This is a genomic window from Helcococcus ovis (assembly GCF_004524775.2).
Taxonomy (GTDB): Bacteria; Bacillota; Clostridia; order Tissierellales; family Peptoniphilaceae; genus Helcococcus; species Helcococcus ovis.
In genome coordinates, this window is sequence record NZ_CP119081.1 from 441,334 (window position 1) to 462,176 (window position 20,843).

Genomic DNA, 20,843 nt, shown 5'->3' on the forward strand with positions numbered 1-20,843 from the left:
ATATAAAAAATGATAATGGGTTATTAGGCTAATTTTTCATTTTTAAAAGGTATTTGATAGTTGTAAAACGGCCAAAATCCGCAAAATATACTTAATGAGAGGTGGCATATATGAATAATCATACAACAGTGTATGGTATAAGAAATAGAGAAAGTTTCTCTAGAATTCCAGAAACATTGCAACTACCTAATTTGTTAGACATTCAAAAAGGTAGTTATGAGTGGTTTTTAAAACACGGATTAAAAGAAGTGTTTGAAGATATATCTCCAATTGTAGACCATTCAGGAAATATACATTTACAATTTTTAGATTATCATTTTGATGAAAAACCAAAATATTCAGAACAGGAATCTAAAGATAGAGATGCAAACTATGCTAAAAAAATGAAAGTAAATGTACGTCTTATAATTTTAGAAGATGGAAAAACTAAAGAAATAAAAGAAGAAGAAGTTTTAATGATGGATGATTTTCCACTTATGACTGATAATGGTACATTTATTATAAATGGTGCAGAAAGGGTAGTTGTATCTCAATTAGTTAGATCACCGGGAGTATATTACAGTGAAGATTTTGATAAAAACGGAAAAAAAACAATTTCTTCTACGATTATTCCTAATAGAGGAGCATGGATTGAATATGATACAGATGCATATGGTGCTTTGACAATTAGAATTGATAGAACAAGAAAATTACCAGCTACTACATTAATTAGAGCTCTTATTTTAGATAATAATGATGAAATAAAAGAAGTATTTGGTGAATCGGAAGTTTTAGGTGAAACATTAGAAAAAGAAGTTTCAAGGTCTAAAGAAGAAGCATTGATTGAAATTTACAAAAAATTAAAACCGGGAGATCCTGCATCAGTAGAAGCTGCAAGTTCTTTGTTACATAATCTATTTTTTGATACAAGAAGATATGATTTATCAAAGGCGGGCAGATATACATTTAACAAAAAATTAGCAATAAGAAGCAGAATTAGGGAAAAATATGCAGCTAACGATATTGTTGATGAATATGGTGAAATTTTGGCATCCAAGGGAGAATTTATTACTCTAGAAAAAGCAATTGAAATTGAAAATGCAGGTATAAATTCTGTAGATATTAAAGTTTCCGAAGACAGCTCTGAAATAGTTAGAGTTGTAGGTAATCATTATGTTGATATAAAACAATTTGAAGAAATAAAGGATCTTGATTTATCAGAATTAAGGTTATCGGAAAAAGTTTTTTATCCAGAAATGAAGAAAATTATTGAATCATTTACAGATGATATGACTGATAAGCAAAAAGTTAAATTAATTTCTGATAATAAGGAATTAATTTCTTCAAATACAATAACAATGGAAGATATTATTGCAAGTTTTTCATATCAATTAAACTTATACCAAGGGGTTGGGAAAATTGATGATATAGATCACTTGGGAAATAGAAGAGTTAGATCTGTGGGTGAATTATTACAAAATCAATTTAGAATTGGTCTTTCAAGAATGGAAAGAGTAATAAGAGAAAGAATGACAACATCTGATCCTAATATGTTAACTCCAAAAGGATTATTAAATAATAGACCAGTTTCAGCTGCAATTAAAGAATTCTTCGGTTCATCACAATTATCTCAATTTATGGATCAAACAAACCCTATTTCAGAATTAACGCATAAGAGAAGACTATCTGCTTTAGGACCTGGTGGTTTGTCAAGAGACAGGGCAGGTTATGAAGTTCGTGACGTTCATACTTCACATTACGGTAGAGTATGTCCAATTGAAACACCTGAAGGACCAAATATCGGTTTGATTACATCTTTAACAACATATGGAAGAATTAATGACTATGGATTTATTGAAACACCATATAGAAAGGTTGAAAAAGGGACCGGTAGGGTAACGTCTGAAATCCACTATTTAACAGCTGATGAAGAAGATATCTACATAAAAGCTCAAGCTAATGAACCTTTAGATGAAAATGGTGTATTTATAAATGAAAGAGTTTCCTCAAGAGGTATAAATGCGGTTAATGACGTTTATCCAAAAGAGGAAATAGATTATATGGATGTTTCACCACAACAAATAGTTTCAGTAGGGGCATCATTGATTCCATTCTTAGAAAATGACGATGCAACTCGTGCATTGATGGGTGCAAACATGCAAAGACAAGCTGTGCCTTTATTAAAATCAGAAGCTCCAATTATAGCAACCGGTATAGAGTATAGAACAGCTAAAGACTCAGGAGTTGTAATTGTTGCTAAAAATTCTGGTACAGTAAAATACGTAGGGGATGAAAGAATTCAAATTGAAAAAGACATCCCTGATGAAAATGGAAAATATGATGAATATACAGTACTAAAATTTAAGAGAGCCAACCAAGGTACAACATTTAACCAAAGACCAATTGTTAAAATCGGTCAACACGTTGAAGCTGGAGAAATAATTTCAGATGGACCTTCAACAGATTTAGGAGAATTAGCTTTAGGTAAAAACATCTTGATAGCATTTATGACATGGGAAGGTTACAATTATGAAGATGCCATGTTATTAAATGAAAAATTGGTTATTGATGATGTTTTAACATCTGTTCATATCGAAGAACACACAGCTGAGGCTAGAGAAACAAAATTAGGACCTGAAGATATCACTAGAGATATACCAAGTATTGGTGATGATATGAGAAAAGATTTAGATCAAGATGGTATTATAAGAATCGGTGCTGAAGTACAAGCTGGAGATATCTTAGTTGGTAAAGTAACTCCAAAAGGAGAAACAGAATTATCACCGGAAGAAAGATTATTAAGGGCTATCTTTGGCGAAAAAGCTAGAGAAGTTAGAGATACTTCTTTAAGAGTTCCTCACGGTGAAGCCGGTGTTGTTGTTGATATTAAGAAATATTCAAGAGATAATGGAGATGAATTAGCTCCGGGAATTAATCAAGTTATAAGGGTTTATATTGCAACAAAGAGAAAGATTTCTGTTGGAGATAAGATGTGTGGTCGTCACGGTAATAAAGGGGTTGTATCAAGAATATTGCCAATTGAAGATATGCCATTTTTACCAAATGGGGATCCGGTTCAAATAGTTTTAAATCCATTAGGGGTGCCTTCACGTATGAATATTGGACAAGTACTAGAAGTTCACCTGGGTATGGCTGCGAAAAAACTGGGATGGCATGTAGCTACTCCGGTATTTGATGGGGCTTCAGATAAAGATATTGAAGAAGCTTTAGAAGCGGCAGGATATAGCAAAACAGGTAAAATTCAGCTTAGAGATGGTAGAACGGGAGAAACATTTGCAAATAATGTTACAGTAGGTTATATGTATATGTTGAAACTTCACCATCTAGTTGATGAAAAAATTCACGCAAGATCTACGGGACCATATTCTCTTGTAACACAACAACCATTGGGTGGTAAAGCACAATTTGGTGGACAAAGATTTGGAGAAATGGAAGTTTGGGCATTAGAAGCTTATGGGGCAGCACATACATTACAAGAAATGTTAACTGTAAAATCAGATGATATTATCGGCAGAGTTAAGACGTATGAAGCAATTGTAAAAGGTGAAAATATTCCGGAACCGGGTACACCTGAATCATTCAAGGTTTTAACTAAAGAATTACAATCATTAGCATTGAATGTAAAATTATTAGATGAAAAAGGCGAAGAAGTTATTTTAGCTGAAAATACAGAAGAAAATGATGATTATCGTCAAATCGAAAGAATGGTTGAAGATAAAGAAGATTATCCAGAACAATCATTTATAAATTAAGAATAACAGAAAGGAGCATTTCTTAATGGCAAGTTTTAAAGCGATGCAAGTTGGTTTAGCTTCTCCGGACATGATTAGAGATTGGTCAAGAGGAGAGGTAAAAAAACCTGAAACAATTAACTACAGAACATTAAAGCCAGAAAGAGAAGGTCTATTTTGTCAAAAAATATTTGGACCAATCAAAGACTATGAATGTGCTTGCGGTAAATATAAAAGAATAAGATATAAAGGCGTAGTATGTGAAAAATGTGGTGTTGAAGTTACGAAGTCAAAAGTTAGACGTGAAAGAATGGGACACATTGAATTAGCTACACCTGTATCTCATATTTGGTACTTCAAAGGAATTCCTTCAAGAATGGGATTACTGTTAGATATGAGTCCAAAATCTTTAGAAAAAGTTTTATATTTTGCAAATTATATTGTAACTGATCCGGGGGATTGTGATGAAGTTTCATATAAACAGGTATTAACTGAAACGGAATATAATAAATTGTATATTGAATATGGTGATGATTTTACTGCTTCAATGGGTGCGGAAGCAATTGAAAAATTACTGTCAGATATAAATTTAGAAGAGTTACATGCAGAATTAACAGAAGAGTTAGAAACAGCTTCCGGTCAAAAAAGAGTAAGAATATACAGAAGACTTGAAGTAATAGAATCATTCTTGCAATCAAAAAACAGACCTGAATGGATGTGTTTACATGTTTTACCTGTTATTCCACCCGATTTAAGACCTATGGTTCAATTAGAAGGTGGTAGATTTGCTACATCAGACTTGAATGATTTATATAGAAGAGTAATAAATAGAAATAATAGATTAAAGAGATTGTTAGAAATTGGAGCTCCTGATATCATTGTAAGAAATGAAAAAAGAATGCTTCAAGAATCAGTAGATGCTTTAATTGATAATGGTAGAAGAGGTAAACCGGTTACTGGAGCTTCAAATAGACCATTAAAATCATTATCCGATATGTTAAAAGGTAAAACAGGTAGATTTAGACAAAACTTATTAGGTAAGAGGGTTGACTACTCTGGTCGTTCGGTAATCGTTGTTGGACCGGAATTAGAATTTTACCAATGTGGTTTACCAAAATATATGGCATTAGAATTATTTAAGCCATTTATTATGGAAAGATTAGTTTCTAAATATGAAGCTAAAAATATTAGATCTGCTAAAAAATTAATTGATAGAAAAGACCCTATTGTATGGGGAGCATTAGAAGAAGTAATTAAGGATCATCCGGTATTACTTAACCGTGCACCTACACTTCACAGATTAGGGATTCAAGCTTTTGAACCGGTATTAGTAGAAGGAAAAGCTATTAAATTACATCCTCTTGTATGTACAGCTTATAATGCTGACTTTGATGGGGATCAAATGGCTGTTCACGTACCATTATCAGCAGAAGCTCAAGCGGAAGCTAGATTATTAATGATGAGCACAAATAATATTTTGGCTCCAAAAGATGGTAAACCTATTACAACACCTACACAAGATATGGTTTTGGGTTCATATTATTTGACATCAGAATTTACAGTAGAAGATACAGACTATGTATTTAGTGATTACGATGAAATGATTAAAGCTTTAGAAAATAAAATAATTCATTTACATTCCAGAATTGGTGTAAAGATTAAAAAAGATGAAAAAGATAAAGGTAAGGTTGTAAGATCAACAGTAGGTAGATTTATCTTTAATAGTGAAATTCCTCAAGATTTAGGATTTGTCGATAGAAATAAAGATCCATATTCATTAGAAGTAGATGTTCTTGTAGATAGTAAAATGTTGTCTAAAATTATAGATAAAGCATTCCATAAATATGGAAATATAAGAACTGCAAGATTATTAGATTATATTAAGAAAACAGGATATAATTATTCAACAAAAGCCTCAATTTCAATTGGTATGGCGGATGTTATAACTCCTGATGATAAAGAAGCTATAATTAAAGCTGCGGATGATAAGATTGTTGAAATTGAAGAATATACAAATATGGGATTATATACTGAAGAAGAAAGATATAATCAAGTAATTAAAACATGGGAACAAGCTACAGAAGATGTAACAAAAGCTCTAATGGAAAACTTAGATAGTACAAATACAATAGCTATCATGGCTAACTCCGGAGCTAGAGGTAGTGTTAGACAAATAAGACAACTTGGTGGTATGCGTGGACTTATGGCATCAACAACCGGTAGAACAATTGAAATTCCGGTTAAAGCTAATTTCCGTGAAGGTTTATCGGTACAAGAGTTCTTTATCTCAACACACGGTTCTAGAAAAGGACTTTCAGATACTGCTATTAGAACTGCTGACTCAGGTTATCTAACAAGAAGACTTGTAGATGTTTCTCAAGATGTAATTATTAGAGAAGATGATTGTGGTACGGATTCATATATTACAGTTAAGGATATACTTGAAGGTAAAGAAGTTATCGAAAAGTTAAGAGATAGAATTGTTGGTAGAACATCATTTGAAGATATATTAAATCCTGTTACAGGACAAATTATTGTTCATAAAAATGAAATAATTACTGAAGAAATGGCTGATGAAATTACTAAAGAACATGTAATGGAAAAATTTGGTGGGGATTCAGAAATTATTCAAATTAAAGAAGTTAAAATTAGATCGGCACTTGAATGTAAATCGGAATTTGGCGTATGTTCAAAATGTTACGGTAGAAATTTAGCTACAGGTAAGGAAACAAACATTGGAGAAGCGGTAGGTATTGTTGCTGCTCAATCAATTGGTGAACCCGGTACACAGCTTACAATGCGTACGTTCCACTCTGGTGGGGTTGCCGGAGGAGGAGCTATTACTCAGGGGCTTCCTAGGGTTGAAGAATTATTTGAAGCGAGAAGACCAAAGGGGCAAGCTATTATTGCTAAAAATTCCGGAACTGTTACTGTTGACGATAGTGAAGAAAGAATTAAAATCTTTATTAATGATGGTGAGGAAACATCTAAATATATTTTGCCTTTCAATGTAAATCCTAAACAGGGGATAGTTGATGGTGGACATATCGAAAAGGGTGATAAAATTACCGAAGGTTCTATAAATCCACATGAATATCTAGAATTATTAGGAACTCAAGCTGTTCAAGACTATATAATTAAAGAAATTCAAAAAGTTTATAGATTACAAGGGGTAGATATTGATGATAAACATATTGAAATTATCATTAAACAAATGCTACAAAAAGTTAATATTACTGAAAGTGGAGATTCTGAATTCCTAGTAGGAACAATGCCAAATAGAAGACACGTCGATAATAGAAATAAAGAATTAATTGAACAAGGTAAAAAACCGGCAGAATACGAATATGTGTTGCTTGGTATTACCAAAGCAAGTATAGCTTCAGATTCATTCTTATCGGCTGCATCATTCCAAGAAACAACAAGAGTATTAACTGATGCTTCAATAAAAGCTAAGACGGATGATTTAGTCGGATTAAAAGAAAATATAATTATTGGTAAGTTAATTCCGGCTGGTACAGGTCTAAGTAAATATTCAACGATTTTAGAAGAAGAAAAAGAAGAAATAAGTACTGAAAAATAGTACAAAAGTTGACATAAATTAATAGTTTTGATAAAATATATTAGTCAGTGGGCATATTATATTTAAATATAATATGTCCATTGATTAAGACTATTTCAACATATGTTGATATATAAATTTAAGTAAAAGGAGGTGCAAGAATGCCTACAATTAACCAACTAATTAGGAACAATAGAAAGAGTGAAAGCAAAAAGTCAAATACTCCTGCTTTAGGTTATAATTTTAATACTCTAAGAAAGAAAAATACTCAAGTAAATTCTCCTCAAAAGAGAGGTGTATGTACATCAGTTAGAACAACAACACCTAAAAAACCTAACTCAGCTTTACGTAAGATTGCCAGAGTAAGATTGACAAATGGAGCGGAAGTTCTATCATATATTCCTGGTATCGGACACAACTTACAAGAACACTCTGTTGTACTTATAAGAGGTGGTAGAGTAAAAGACTTACCTGGGGTAAGATACCACATTATTAGAGGAACATTGGATACAGCTGGAGTTTCAGGAAGAAAACAAGCTAGATCTAAATATGGTGCTAAGAAGGCTTAATAGCACAAAAATATAAAATAAAAAAATTAAGTGCTTTTGTTTAGATTTATATATCAGCAAGCACTATCGATGAAAAATCGAGTACCAATGAATTATTATATGGTAAGGAGGGAAGAACAGTGCCAAGAAAAAATAGTGTACCTAAAAGGGACGTACTACCAGATCCAATATATGGAGATAAAGTAGTAACTAAGCTAATCAATAATGTTATGCTTGACGGTAAAAAAGGTGTTGCTCAAAAAATTGTTTATTCTGCATTTGAAAAATTAGCAGAAACAACAGGTGAAGATGCACTTGAAGTTTTCCAAAAAGCTTTGCAAAATGTTATGCCGCTTTTAGAAGTTAAAGCAAGAAGAATAGGTGGGGCAACATACCAAGTTCCTATGGAAGTAAGACCTGCAAGAAGACAAACTTTAGCTTTAAGATGGTTAGTAACATATTCAAGAGCTAGAGGCGAAAAAACAATGATGGAAAGACTAAGCAAGGAAATTTTAGACGCAGCAAATAATACCGGATCAAGCGTAAAGAAAAAAGAAGAAATGCACAGAATGGCTGAAGCTAATAGAGCTTTTGCACATTTCAGATATTAATATAAATTAATAAGGAGAAAGAAGTGCCAGATATTAGTTTAGAAAAAATTAGAAATGTTGGGATAATGGCTCACATAGATGCTGGTAAAACAACAGTAACAGAGCGTATATTATTCTATACAGGTAAAATTCATAAAATGGGTGATACTCACGAAGGGACTGCGGTTATGGACTCCATGGCTCAGGAACAAGAAAGAGGTATCACAATTGCTTCAGCTGCAACAACAGCATACTGGAAAAATCATAAAATTAATATTATCGACACACCAGGGCACGTTGACTTTACAGTTGAGGTAGAAAGATCTTTAAGAGTTCTTGATGGATCAGTTGCATTATTTGACGCTAAGAGTGGGGTAGAACCTCAATCAGAAACAGTTTGGAGACAAGCTGATAAATATGGTGTTCCAAGAATTTGTTATATTAATAAGATGGATGCAACAGGTGCTGACTTTATAATGTCAGTAAATACAATTAGAGATAAATTAAAAGCTAATGCAGTTCCAGTTCAATTACCAATCGGTAATGCACATACATTTAGAGGTATTATTGATTTAATTGAAATGGATGCAGTTGTTTACGATGAAAATGATGAAACAGGAGAATCAGCAAAAGTTGTTGAAATTCCAGAAGACCAATTGGAATTAGCAAAAGAATACAGAAATCAATTAATAGAAGCTGTATCAGATTCAAACGAAGAAATTATGATGAAATTCTTAGAAGAAGAAGAAATTACAGTTGAAGAGTTAAGAGATGCTGTAAGAGTTTCAACAATTAATAGAGATATCTATCCTGTATTATGTGGTTCAGCATACAAGAAGAGAGGTGTTCAATCTCTTATCGATGCTATGGTATATTACTTACCGTCACCAGTGGATGTACCTGCTATTAAAGGTACAAAACCAAAGAAAACAGAAGAAGAAGAAACTATAGAAGATGAAAGACATCCAAGTGTTGAAGAACCATTCTCAGCTTTAGCATTTAAGGTTGTGGCTGACCCATTTGTAGGTAAATTAACTTACTTTAGAGTTTATTCAGGTCACATTGAATCAGGTTCATATGTATATAACTCAACAAAAGGTAAGAGAGAAAGATTAGGACGTATCCTAGAAATGCACTCAAACCAAAGAACAGAGTTAGATCATATTTCTGCAGGTAATATCGGAGCAGCAATTGGATTAAAAGATACAACTACAGGTGATACATTATGTGATCAAGATAATCAAATTATCTTAGAAAACATGGAATTCCCAGAACCGGTTATTTCTGTTGCTATTGAACCTAAGACAAAAGCATCTCAAGAAAAGATGGGTATTGCTTTGGGTAAATTAGCAGAAGAGGATCCAACATTTAAGACATATACAAACCAAGAAACCGGCCAAACAATCATAGCAGGTATGGGTGAGTTGCACTTAGAAATTATCGTAGATAGATTGTTAAGAGAATTTAAAGTTGAAGCTAATGTAGGTAATCCGCAAGTTTCATATAGAGAATCTATTACTAAAGAAGCAGAAGCTGAAGGTAAATTTGTACGTCAATCCGGTGGTCGTGGTCAATATGGTCACGTAAGACTAAGAGTTAAACCAAATGAACCGGGTAAAGGTATAGAATTTATCGATAATATTGTCGGTGGGGTTGTTCCTAGAGAATATATAGGTTCTGTAGAAAAAGGTGTTAGAGAAGCTTGTGAAGCTGGTGTATTGGCAGGATATCCAATATTAGATATTATTGTTACTTTATACGATGGATCATATCACGAAGTTGACTCATCAGAAATGGCTTTCCAAGTTGCAGGGGCTATGGGATTAAGAGCAGCTGTAGAAAAAGCTGGTCCAGCTTTATTAGAACCTATCGAAAAAGTTGAGATTGTTACTCCGGAAGAATATCTTGGAGATGTTATGGGTGACGTTTCATCAAGAAGAGGTAGACTTGATGGTATGGGAACAAGAGAAGGTGTTCAAATCGTTGATGCATTTATTCCATTATCGGAAATGTTTGGATATGCAACATCATTACGTTCAAACACACAAGGACGTGCAACATACTCAATGCAATTTGACCACTATGAACAAGTTCCAAATAGTATAAAAGAAAAAGTATTAGAAGGCAAAAAGTCATAATAAAAAATTAGGAGGAAAAAATGGCTAAAGAAAAATTTATTAAAGACAAACCACACGTAAACGTTGGTACAATCGGTCACGTAGACCACGGTAAAACAACAACAACAGCTGCTATTACTCTTGTATTAAACAAGAGAAATGGTACAGGTACATTTGTTGATTATGCAAATATTGATAAAGCACCTGAAGAAAGAGAAAGAGGTATTACAATCAATACTTCTCACGTTGAATATGAAACAGCAAAAAGACACTATGCTCACGTAGACTGTCCAGGACACGCTGACTATGTAAAGAACATGATTACTGGTGCTGCTCAAATGGACGGTGCTATCTTAATCGTATCAGCAGCTGATGGTCCAATGCCTCAAACAAGAGAACACATCTTATTAGCAAGACAAGTTGGGGTTCCAAAAATTGTAGTATTCTTAAACAAAGAAGATCAAGTTGACGATCCAGAATTAATCGAATTAGTAGAAATGGAAGTTAGAGAAATGTTATCAGAATATGATTACGATGGAGATAACACACCATTTGTAGTAGGTTCAGGATTAAAAGCTTTACAAGAACCAGATGGAGAATGGGGAGATAAAATCGTTGCATTAATGGATGCAGTTGATGAATGGATTCCAACACCAGAAAGAGATAATGATAAACCATTTATTATGCCAGTTGAAGACGTATTTTCAATTACAGGTAGAGGTACAGTAGCTACAGGTAGAGTTGAAAGAGGTGTTGTTAAAGTTGGTGATAGTGTAGAAATCGTTGGTTTAGTAGACAAACCTCAAACAGTTGTTGTTACTGGGGTAGAAATGTTTAGAAAACAATTAGACTTAGCAGAAGCTGGAGATAATATCGGTGCTCTATTAAGAGGGGTTACAAGAGATGATATCGAAAGAGGTCAAGTTTTAGCAAAACCAGGTACAATTCACCCACATACAAAATTTGAAGGCGAAGTATACGTATTAACAAAAGAAGAAGGTGGTAGACATACTCCATTCTTCTCAGGATATAGACCACAATTCTATTTAAGAACAACAGACGTTACAGGTGATATCAAATTAGCTGACGGTGTTGAAATGGTTATGCCTGGAGATAACGCAACATTTACAATCACATTAATTTCTCCAATCGCTATCGAAGAAGGATTAAGATTTGCGATCAGAGAAGGTGGTAGAACAGTTGCTTCAGGTGTTGTATCAAAAATTATTGAATAGTAAACATTTAAAAGTATCAGAAGAAATTCTGGTACTTTTTTTTTATTTAAGATATAATAGTAAAAGATTAATTTTTGGAGAGTATTATGGCGAAATTATATTTTAGATATGGTGCAATGAATTCGGGAAAGTCAACTTCACTAATGCAAGTAGCACACAATTATGAAGAAAGAGGAATGAAAGTAAGGTTACTAAAACCTTCAATTGATTCTAAAGGTGATGATAAACTTGTTTCAAGACTTGGAGTTACAAGAAAAGTTGATTACATTGTAAAAGAAGATGATGATTTATTTGAAAATTTTTCTAAAATTGAAAATGGAGAAAATATTTCATGTGTGTTAGTTGATGAAGTACAATTTTTGAATAGTAGACAAATTGATCAATTAATGAAAGTTGCAGTTATAAAGGATATTCCTGTTATATGTTATGGACTTAGAACTGATTTTCAAACTAATGGATTTGAAGGTTCATCAAGATTACTTTTAATAGCTCATTCTGTAGAAGAATTAAAGACTATTTGCAGATGTGGAAAGAAGGCAGTTTTTAATGGAAGAAAGATTGATGGTCTTTTTGTATTTGAGGGTAGTCAAATTGCAATTGATGGGGAACATGAAGTAGAATATGAATCGATGTGTGCTAAATGTTATTTTGATAGATTAGAAGAGGAAAAACAAAGGAATAGTGATAAACAGCAAGTGATTGATAAAATTATTTAATATAAAAAGGTGTTGACTTTTCAACACCTTAATTTTTTATAATTTAGATAATTCTAAAGAAAATACATTCAACATTTTAATTACGTTTTTTAATGTTATATCATTAATATCCTTCATAGGATTAAATTCAACGAAGTCAATAGAACGCACCAATTTTGTTTGTATTATTGATTTTATGAGTTTTTCAGATTGTTCTATATTCATTCCGTCTTTTTCGGGCGTACCGGTTCCGGGAACAAGTTTCTCGTCCAAAGAATCTATATCATAACTTAGGTGTATATTTTTTGTATTTTTTTCTTTTAATTTTAGCAACAATTCTTCGATACAAGCTTCTATACCTTTTTCTTTAATATCATTCATATACCAAACATTAACATTGTGTTTTTCTAAAATTCCATATTCTCCATCATCAACACTCCTTGCTCCTAATATATAAACATTATTGCCATTGATTTTTTTTCCATTAAATAAAATGTTATTTAACTCTGTATTTCCTTCACCTAAAGAAATACTTAATGGCATTCCATGTATATTTGCAGATGGAGAGGTTTCTATTGTGTTTATATCCGTATGAGCATCAATCCAAATTACAGCTAAATCTTTATTATGAAATTTAGATGTTGCGGCAATGGATCCTATGCCTAAAGAATGATCTCCTCCTAAAACAAATGGTAAAATACCTTCTTTCAATGTTTCATATAACTTATTTGCAAGATCTTTATTTGCGTCGAGTATACCTTTATAGTATTTTAATTTTTTACTTGTAGCAAATTTTTCCTGCTCACTATATTTATCTACATTAGTGTTAAATATTTTTTTAATTATATTACCTTTTTTTTCAAAAATATCAATTATATTATTTTGTATCATTGTATCAGGACCAAGTTCAACTCCAGGTCTGTCAGAACCATAGAAAATTGGAACTTTTATAAAATTGATTTTCATATTTTCTCCGTAAAATTTATTATAATATGTAGTATAATATATATTATACTACATAAAATTTTTTTAGGAGCAAAAATGAAAAAATTAAATGATATTATCGAAATTTTAAAAAAATTTAGTTTATTTATAGGTTCTAATATAGAAGATAGAGATATAGAAGAAATTACTTATGATTCCAGAAATGTTAAAAACAATACATTATTTTTTTGTAAAGGATTAAATTTTAAGGAAGAATATTTATTGTCATCAAAAGAAACCGGTGCTGTATGTTATGTTTCAGAGAAAAAATATGATGTTGATATGCCTTATATTTTAGTTAATGATATAAGAATAGCAATGATGGAAATTTCTAGATTTTTTTATGATTATCCTGATAGAAAAATAAAAACTATCGGTGTTACCGGTACAAAAGGCAAATCTACTACGGTAATGTATATTAAAAATATTTTAGATGAATATTTACGTAAAAATTCAAAAAAACCTGCCGGATTAATTTCATCAATTGATGTTTATGATGGTATATCAAAAATTGGAGCATCTTTAACTACACCGGAAGCTATTGATTTATATAGATATATTAAAAATGCTGTTGATTCAGGGTTAGAATATATGATAATTGAAACATCATCACAAGCATTAAAATATTATAGGGCGAATAATTTAGATTATGACGTTACAGTTTTTTTAAATATTGGAGAGGATCATGTAAGTCCATTAGAACATGATTCTTTTGAAGATTATTTTAGTTCAAAGTTGAAAATATTTACAAATAGCAAATTTTCCATTTATAATAAAGAAATGGATTATGTAGATAAAGTTGAAAAAATCATAAGAGAAAAAAATCTAGACTCAAGGACATTTTCAAAGAAAGAAAATTCAGATATAAACTTATTAGATTATGAGTTTAAAAATAATTATTTGGAATTTAAAATTAAATACAAAAATAAAATTGAAAAATACGAAATTCACCAATTTGCGACTTATAATATAGAAAATGCAATGGCTGCAATTTTAGTTTCTAAACATTTTGATGTTGATTATGATTCGATCTTTAATGGATTAAAAACAACAGAAGTGGATGGGAGAGAAAGTATATTTATATCAAATGATGAAAAATATGTATTGTATGTTTCCTATGCACATAATGAATTGAGTTTCCAAAAAACTTATGATTTCATTAAAGAAAGATTTAAAAATTATAGTATAATTTCAATTTATGGTATAAGTGGTAATGTTGCTGAAAATAGATTAAACGGATTAGTAAAGACATCAACTAAAGTTTCAGATTATATATATATTGTACCAGAGGATTCTGGATATACTTCTTATGATGATATTTCTAAAAAAATAATTAATAAGATAAGTCCGATTACAAGTAATTATATGAAAATGGATGATAGGGAAGAAGCTATTAGATATGCTTTTGAAAATTCCGGTGATAAAACAGTTATATTTATTGCAGGCAAAGGAAATGAAGATTTTCAAAAAATTAATGGAAAAAAAATAAAAATAAAAAGCGATTATCAAGTAGCAAAGGAAATAATGAAAGATTATAATTTAAGAGATTAAGAGTATATTATGAAAAAAAATTTTATTAATAACATAAAAAAAATTAAATCAAATAAAGAATTAATATGGGCATTTTTAAAATATCAAATTATAACTAAAATTTTTTTGATATTGGTAATTTTTCCAGTCTTAAAATATCTTTTAAGATTAGTATTATTGTCAATGGGCAGAAGGTCATTAACAAGTGGAGATTTTGTTAGTGGTTTATTAAGTTTTAGAGGTACCGGTATTCTTATATGTACCTTACTTATTATTTTCTTTTTAACAATTTTTGATATAAATACTTTTATAGTATCAAGTGCATTGTATAAAGAAAATAAATTTAATCCGGGCTTAAGAAATATGATTTTACTTGGAATTAAATCATTTAAAAATTTATTGAATATTTCAGGAGTTTTTATAGCTATTTATGTAGCTTTAGCTTTTTCCTTATTAGGATTTAGGATAATATACACTCCTATTAAAAATTTTCAAATACCAAATTTTATTAAAGAATTTTTATTCTCCAATGATATATATTTTTTAGCATATTATATAATTGGTTTTATTATAATAATTACTCTAATAATTTATATATTTACTTTTCATTTTTTAACTATAGAGGATATGTCTTTAGTTGATGCCATGAAGAGCTCTCGAAAATTAATATTAGAAAATAAAAAAGATTTTATTATAAGGTTTATCATACTTAAGATGTTAATGTGGTTTATAGTATATGTAGGATTTAACTTTTTAATTTTAACAATTATTAATTATATTAATAGCTTAAATATTTCTATGTTTATATCAAGGGTATTTACCATATTTTTATCTTTTAGTTTATATCAATTTTTGACGTTAGTTATACTTATGATAGCACCATATTTTATAAGTGAATTAACAAATCTTTATTATGATTATAGAAAAAATAATCTTGATAATGAAAAATTTATAAAATATTACTCTATAGAAAAACAAAATGTAAAAAGCAAGATAGATTTTAAGAAATATGGAATTATTTTTGGTGTAGGGTTATTTGTATTTAATGTTTTATTTTCTATAATAAATTCTTATTTTTTTGATAATTTATATAGAGAATCTAGTGTGATAAATATTGTTGCACATAGAGCGGGTGGATTTTTAGAAGTTGAAAATAGTATAGAAGGGCTGAAAAAGGCAATAGAATTTAAGGCAGCTTATAGTGAAATAGATGTTCAAAGAACCAAAGATGGACATTATATTATTAATCATGATAATACATTAAATAGATTAACAGGGGTAGATTTAAAATCAAGCCAATTAAATTTAAAAGAAATCAAAAAATTAAATTTAAAAACAAGTTCGAATTCTTTTAAGAAGGGGCAAAAGATTGCTACAATAGAAGAAATGTTGGATGTATCAAAGGGAAAAATTAAATTATTAATTGAGTTGAAGGGTGCTACTGCTGATAAAAAGATGGTTGATGATTTAGTAAAAATTGTTAAAGAAAGAGATATGATAAATGAAACTGTATTAATATCTTTAGACTATAATTTAATTAAATATATTGAAGAAAAATATCCTGAAATTTATAGCGGATATTTGTACTATTTTTCATTTGGTGATTTAAGTGATTTAAAATGTGATTATTTCTTAATGGAAGAAAATCAGGTGACAGAATCATCTTTAGAAAAAATAAAATTGATGGGTAAAAAGGCTATGGTTTGGACTGTCAATAGTTATTATAATATGAAAAAGTTTACTAATATGAGTTTAGACGGTATTATAACAGATAGGGTCGAAGAATTAAAAAATCTTAAGGAAATCTTAAGTAAGAGAAGTGATTTTGAAATTATTTTAGATAATTTCTTATTTAATTAATAAAATATAAAAAACTGTATTAATCTTTCACTAAAAAGTAATTGATAATACAGTTTTTACATTTTATTTTACAATCCCATTTTCATCTACTAAAATACATTCAATTCCAAAAAGTTTAAGAGATTCAATTATTTCTGGATCTGCATCAGAATTAGTAATTAAAATATCTACATCTCTTACATCTCCTGATACAAATGCACTTTTATGATTCAATTTAGAGCTGTCAACACATAATATAACTTTGTTAGCTCTTTCAATCATTGCTTTGTTGATTGCTACTTCATCAATATTAGCTGTTGTAATGCCTTCAGTAATGTGAAATCCACTTGCTCCTAAAATTGCTTTATTTGCCTGAGTATTTATTATATTATTTAGTGCGAATTCTCCCGTTAAAGCAGATTTTGGTTTTTTTATTTCTCCGCCGGTTAAAATTATTTTTATTTTAGGTAATGTATGCATGGTTAAAACATTTCCATTATTAGTAATTACTGATACAAACTTTGAAGGTTCTATATATTTTATACTTTGTATACTTGTATATGCCGAATTTATAAAAATTATATCGTCATCATTTATTAGTGTCGCAGCTATTTTAGCAATTTGATTTTTTTTGTTTTCCGTTATAGATTTTCGTATTTCATTTGAACTTATAGCTGAAACATATCCATGGTATTTATATATTAAATTTTTATTATGTAGATACTCAATATCCCTTCTAATAGTTGGAAGGGAAACGTTTAATTTTTCTGCTAGATTAATATTTGTTGATTTTTTTAATTCATTTATTAATAGTAATAAATTTTTTCTTCTTTTATTAATTATATCTTTGCTATGTTTCATAATTTTCCTTTTAAATAATGTAATGAGGTTTAAATCTGTATTTTTATTAGATTATACTCTTTGAAAATATTTTAGTCAAATATTAAAAATAATTAATAATAAGGTTTTCGTATTTAATATTTCAAAAGAACATAAAAAATAATCGAAACTTATTTATATTTTCTTTTTTATTCAAAAGAAAATAAAAAAGAAAAATTTTATGTTTTTATTTAAATAAAATAATTGACTTAAAGAAAGAAATGTTTTACAATCCATTTGTAAAGGTAATCATAAAATTATTAGGAGGGTATTATGTCAAAAATTGATGAAATTACAAGGGAGTCATGGATACTAAAAACATTTCCTGAATGGGGTACATGGCTAAATGAAGAAATAGAAAACGAAATTGTTGCTGAAAATAAAGTTGCTATGTGGTGGCTTGGAAATATGGGATTATGGGTTAAATCTCATGGGGGAGCAAATTTGTGTGTGGACTTATGGGTTCAAACAGGAAAAAAGACTCAAAAAAATAAACTTATGAAAGAAAAACATCAACATCAAAGAGCAGTTGGATGTGTAGCACTTCAACCAAATTTAAGAACAACACCATGTGTTATTGATCCATTTGCAATTAAGGAATTAGATGCTATAATATCTACACATTCGCATAGTGATCATATTGATATAGATGTTGCAGCTGCAATAATGCAAAATACTAAAGATACGAAATTTATCGGACCTAAAAGCTGTACTGATATTTGGAGAAAGTGGGGTGTTCCTGAAGAAAGACTTGTTACAGTGAAACCTGGTGATGAATTTGAAATAAAAGATACGAAACTTAAAGTATTTGATTCATTTGATAGAACTATGCTTTTAACTGTAGATGAAGATGTTGTATTAAAAGATAATATGCCACCTGAAATGTCAGAATTAGCAGTTAATTATTTAATAGAAACAAGTGGCGGAAATATTTATCACGCAGGCGATTCACATCATTCAAACTATTTTGTAAAACATGGTAATGAAAATAAAATTGATGTTGCAATAGTTGGATATGGCGAAAATCCTAGAGGAATGACTGATAAATTAACATCATCTGATGTATTAAGGGTAGCGGAAGAATTAAAGACACAAGTTGTTATACCTGTTCATCATGATATTTGGTCAAATTTTTTAGGTGATCCAAAAGAAATAATGATGTTGTGGAACTATAAGAAATATAGATTAAATTATAAATTTAAGCCATATATTTGGCAACCTGGTGGAAAATTCATTTTCCCTGATAATAAAGACGATTTAGAGTATATGTATCGTAGAGGATTCGAAGATGCATTTACAATTGAACCTGATTTGCCATATAAAGCATTTTTATAAAATAAATAATTAGGATGGAGGAAAAAATGGAATATTTGGAAATGGTATGGAAATTTATAGTATTTAATATACTAACTAAACCTGCATATTTAATAGGTTTTATGGTTTTTTTGGGATATATTTTGCTAAAGAAACCTTGGTATGAAAGTTTAAGTGGGTTTATAAAAGCTACAGTAGGGTATTTTATATTAGCAGTAGGTTCTGGTGGACTTGTAAGGACTTTCAGACCAATTTTAGTTGGATTAAAGGAAAAATTTAATTTATCAGCTATGGTTATTGACCCATATTTTGGACAAAATGCTGTGCAATCAGCTATGACAAAATTAGGAAGGTCTTTTTCTCAAGTTATGATACTTCTTCTAATTGCTTTTATATTTAATTTGATTTTAGTAAGATTACAAAAATTCACAAAATTAAGAGCAGTATTTACAACAGGGCACGTTCAAATGCAACAAGCGGCAACAGCTTTTTGGTTAATATTATATGCATTTCCGGGACTTGGAGATACACCAATGTTAATTATAATGGCTATTTTACTTGGAACATATTGGGCTGTAGGATCAAACCTTACAATTAAACCTACACAAGAAGTTACTGATGGTGCAGGATTTGCACTAGCTCATCAACAAATGTTTGGAGTATATTTGATGAGTAAGCTATCAGAATATATCGGGAAAAAATCAAAAAATTCTAAAAAATTAGAGGATATAGAATTACCAGGTTGGTTATCAATTTTTAATGATAATATGGTTTCAACGTCATTATTAATGACAGTATTTTTCGGAACTATATTATTAATTTTAGGACAAGACTATTTAATAGCTGCAAAATTCTTAAAACAAGGAGATTCATTTGCTTTTTATATACTAACGACTGCATTACAATTTGCAGTATATTTAGCAATATTGCAATTAGGTGTTAGAACATTTGTTACAGAACTTACGGTTTCATTCCAAGGTATCTCAAATAAATTGTTACCGGGTGCTGTACCGGGAATTGACTGTGCAGCAGTTTATGGTTTTGGATCTCCAAATGCAATAACAATAGGATTTTTATTTGGTGCATTAGGACAATTCTTAGCGATAATAACTTTAATTTTATTAAAGAGTCCTACAATTGTAATAGCAGGATTTGTACCTGTATTCTTTGATAATGCAACTATTGGGGTTTTTGCGAATAACAAAGGTGGATTAAAGGCTGCTATTATAACACCATTTATAAGTGGTTTAATTCAAGTATTTGGTTCAGCATTTATAGCATCATTAGTTGGGTTATCATTACATGGTGGATATTTAGGAATGTTTGACTGGGCAACAGTATGGCCTGCATTTACAATTATAATGAAATATTTAGGATATGTGGGAGTTGGAATAATTACTATAGTTTTATTGATTATACCTCAGTTACAGTATAAAAAAGATAAAGAAAATTATTTCTTGATAACTTCTGATTATGAACAATACAAAAAAAATAAAAATAAATAGGAGATAAAAATGAAAGTTTTAGTTTGTTGTGCTAATGGAGCAGGGACAAGTTTATTAATGGAAATGAAAGTTAAACAAGCATTTGCTGAATTAAATATAAAAGCTGATGTTTCTCATACATCATTATCAGAAGGTAAAAATTCATCAAGAAATTATGATGTAGTTGTATGTAGTTTAGCATTTGAAAAAAACTTTGATGAATCTAAAAATTTAGGAGTTAAAGTTATAGGGATTAAAAATATTTTATCATTAGATGAAATTAAAACTAAGTTAGTTGAAGCAGGTATTGCAAATTAATTTTAGATTCGGAAAGT

General features: G+C 30.0%; 14 protein-coding genes. 12 read left to right on the forward strand and 2 right to left on the reverse strand.

Features of this window, described 5'->3' with window-relative positions:
- The first annotated feature begins 110 nt into the window (after nucleotides 1-110).
- The 7 genes from rpoB (at nucleotide 111) to EQF90_RS02100 (ending at nucleotide 12,499) form a co-directional block, all read left to right on the forward strand.
- Nucleotides 111-3,752, forward strand: a complete 3,642-nt coding sequence (gene rpoB / locus EQF90_RS02070) for a DNA-directed RNA polymerase subunit beta (protein WP_134710448.1) — start codon at nucleotides 111-113, stop codon at nucleotides 3,750-3,752.
- Between the two features lie 25 nt (nucleotides 3,753-3,777).
- Nucleotides 3,778-7,314, forward strand: coding sequence for a DNA-directed RNA polymerase subunit beta' (gene rpoC / locus EQF90_RS02075; protein WP_134710450.1), 3,537 nt, complete (start codon nucleotides 3,778-3,780; stop codon nucleotides 7,312-7,314).
- 140 nt (nucleotides 7,315-7,454) lie between these two features.
- Nucleotides 7,455-7,862 (forward strand): 30S ribosomal protein S12, encoded by a 408-nt coding sequence (gene rpsL, locus EQF90_RS02080; RefSeq protein WP_134710452.1) that lies wholly within the window; start codon nucleotides 7,455-7,457, stop codon nucleotides 7,860-7,862.
- A 119-nt stretch (nucleotides 7,863-7,981) separates the two neighbouring features.
- Entirely contained in the window at nucleotides 7,982-8,452 is a 471-nt protein-coding gene (gene rpsG, locus EQF90_RS02085) for a 30S ribosomal protein S7 (RefSeq protein ID WP_134710454.1), read from the forward strand.
- Between the two features lie 65 nt (nucleotides 8,453-8,517).
- Entirely contained in the window at nucleotides 8,518-10,569 is a 2,052-nt protein-coding gene (fusA, locus tag EQF90_RS02090) for an elongation factor G (RefSeq protein ID WP_245151234.1), read from the forward strand.
- A 20-nt stretch (nucleotides 10,570-10,589) separates the two neighbouring features.
- Complete coding sequence (gene tuf, locus EQF90_RS02095) at nucleotides 10,590-11,783, forward strand: elongation factor Tu (protein WP_134710457.1); 1,194 nt, start codon at nucleotides 10,590-10,592, stop codon at nucleotides 11,781-11,783.
- 86 nt (nucleotides 11,784-11,869) lie between these two features.
- Entirely contained in the window at nucleotides 11,870-12,499 is a 630-nt protein-coding gene (locus EQF90_RS02100) for a thymidine kinase (protein WP_134710459.1), read from the forward strand.
- 36 nt (nucleotides 12,500-12,535) lie between these two features.
- Here EQF90_RS02100 and rocF read toward each other — a convergent pair whose 3' ends face one another.
- The gene (gene rocF, locus EQF90_RS02105) at nucleotides 12,536-13,444 is read right to left on the reverse strand and encodes an arginase (protein WP_134710461.1); all 909 of its coding nucleotides are present in this window, start codon (nucleotides 13,442-13,444) and stop codon (nucleotides 12,536-12,538) included.
- A 75-nt stretch (nucleotides 13,445-13,519) separates the two neighbouring features.
- Between rocF and EQF90_RS02110 the strand changes: the two genes are divergently transcribed.
- Entirely contained in the window at nucleotides 13,520-15,013 is a 1,494-nt protein-coding gene (locus EQF90_RS02110; protein ID WP_134710463.1) for a Mur ligase family protein, read from the forward strand.
- A gap of 9 nt (nucleotides 15,014-15,022) precedes the next feature.
- A complete protein-coding gene (locus tag EQF90_RS02115; RefSeq protein WP_134710465.1) occupies nucleotides 15,023-16,852 on the forward strand; it encodes a glycerophosphodiester phosphodiesterase family protein in 1,830 nt (609 codons plus the stop codon).
- Nucleotides 16,853-16,915: 63 nt separating this feature from the next.
- Here the strand turns inward: EQF90_RS02115 and EQF90_RS02120 are convergent, their stop codons facing one another.
- A complete protein-coding gene (locus EQF90_RS02120; protein WP_134710467.1) occupies nucleotides 16,916-17,692 on the reverse strand; it encodes a DeoR/GlpR family DNA-binding transcription regulator in 777 nt (258 codons plus the stop codon).
- A gap of 291 nt (nucleotides 17,693-17,983) precedes the next feature.
- On the opposite strand from EQF90_RS02120, the gene ulaG reads away from it, so the two are divergent.
- From ulaG to EQF90_RS02135, 3 genes are read left to right on the forward strand one after another with little or no spacing between them, the layout of a single operon-like run.
- Nucleotides 17,984-19,045 (forward strand): L-ascorbate 6-phosphate lactonase, encoded by a 1,062-nt coding sequence (ulaG, locus tag EQF90_RS02125; protein WP_134710469.1) that lies wholly within the window; start codon nucleotides 17,984-17,986, stop codon nucleotides 19,043-19,045.
- A gap of 26 nt (nucleotides 19,046-19,071) precedes the next feature.
- On the forward strand, nucleotides 19,072-20,529 hold the full coding sequence (locus EQF90_RS02130; protein ID WP_134710471.1) for a PTS ascorbate transporter subunit IIC: 1,458 nt from the start codon (nucleotides 19,072-19,074) through the stop codon (nucleotides 20,527-20,529).
- A gap of 9 nt (nucleotides 20,530-20,538) precedes the next feature.
- Nucleotides 20,539-20,826 (forward strand): PTS sugar transporter subunit IIB, encoded by a 288-nt coding sequence (locus EQF90_RS02135; protein ID WP_134710473.1) that lies wholly within the window; start codon nucleotides 20,539-20,541, stop codon nucleotides 20,824-20,826.
- The last annotated feature ends 17 nt before the right edge of the window (nucleotides 20,827-20,843 follow it).

What these genes read in the sequence shown, in the direction of transcription:
- rpoB (WP_134710448.1), top strand. Translation starts at nt 111, where the DNA reads ATGAATAATCATACAACAGTGTATGGTATAAGAAATAGAGAAAGTTTC.
- rpoC (WP_134710450.1), top strand. Translation starts at nt 3,778, where the DNA reads ATGGCAAGTTTTAAAGCGATGCAAGTTGGTTTAGCTTCTCCGGACATG.
- rpsL (WP_134710452.1), top strand. Translation starts at nt 7,455, where the DNA reads ATGCCTACAATTAACCAACTAATTAGGAACAATAGAAAGAGTGAAAGC.
- fusA (WP_245151234.1), top strand. Translation starts at nt 8,518, where the DNA reads ATGGCTCACATAGATGCTGGTAAAACAACAGTAACAGAGCGTATATTA.
- tuf (WP_134710457.1), top strand. Translation starts at nt 10,590, where the DNA reads ATGGCTAAAGAAAAATTTATTAAAGACAAACCACACGTAAACGTTGGT.
- EQF90_RS02100 (WP_134710459.1), top strand. Translation starts at nt 11,870, where the DNA reads ATGGCGAAATTATATTTTAGATATGGTGCAATGAATTCGGGAAAGTCA.
- rocF (WP_134710461.1), bottom strand. Translation starts at nt 13,444, where the DNA reads ATGAAAATCAATTTTATAAAAGTTCCAATTTTCTATGGTTCTGACAGA.
- EQF90_RS02110 (WP_134710463.1), top strand. Translation starts at nt 13,520, where the DNA reads ATGAAAAAATTAAATGATATTATCGAAATTTTAAAAAAATTTAGTTTA.
- EQF90_RS02115 (WP_134710465.1), top strand. Translation starts at nt 15,023, where the DNA reads ATGAAAAAAAATTTTATTAATAACATAAAAAAAATTAAATCAAATAAA.
- EQF90_RS02120 (WP_134710467.1), bottom strand. Translation starts at nt 17,692, where the DNA reads ATGAAACATAGCAAAGATATAATTAATAAAAGAAGAAAAAATTTATTA.
- ulaG (WP_134710469.1), top strand. Translation starts at nt 17,984, where the DNA reads ATGTCAAAAATTGATGAAATTACAAGGGAGTCATGGATACTAAAAACA.
- EQF90_RS02130 (WP_134710471.1), top strand. Translation starts at nt 19,072, where the DNA reads ATGGAATATTTGGAAATGGTATGGAAATTTATAGTATTTAATATACTA.
- EQF90_RS02135 (WP_134710473.1), top strand. Translation starts at nt 20,539, where the DNA reads ATGAAAGTTTTAGTTTGTTGTGCTAATGGAGCAGGGACAAGTTTATTA.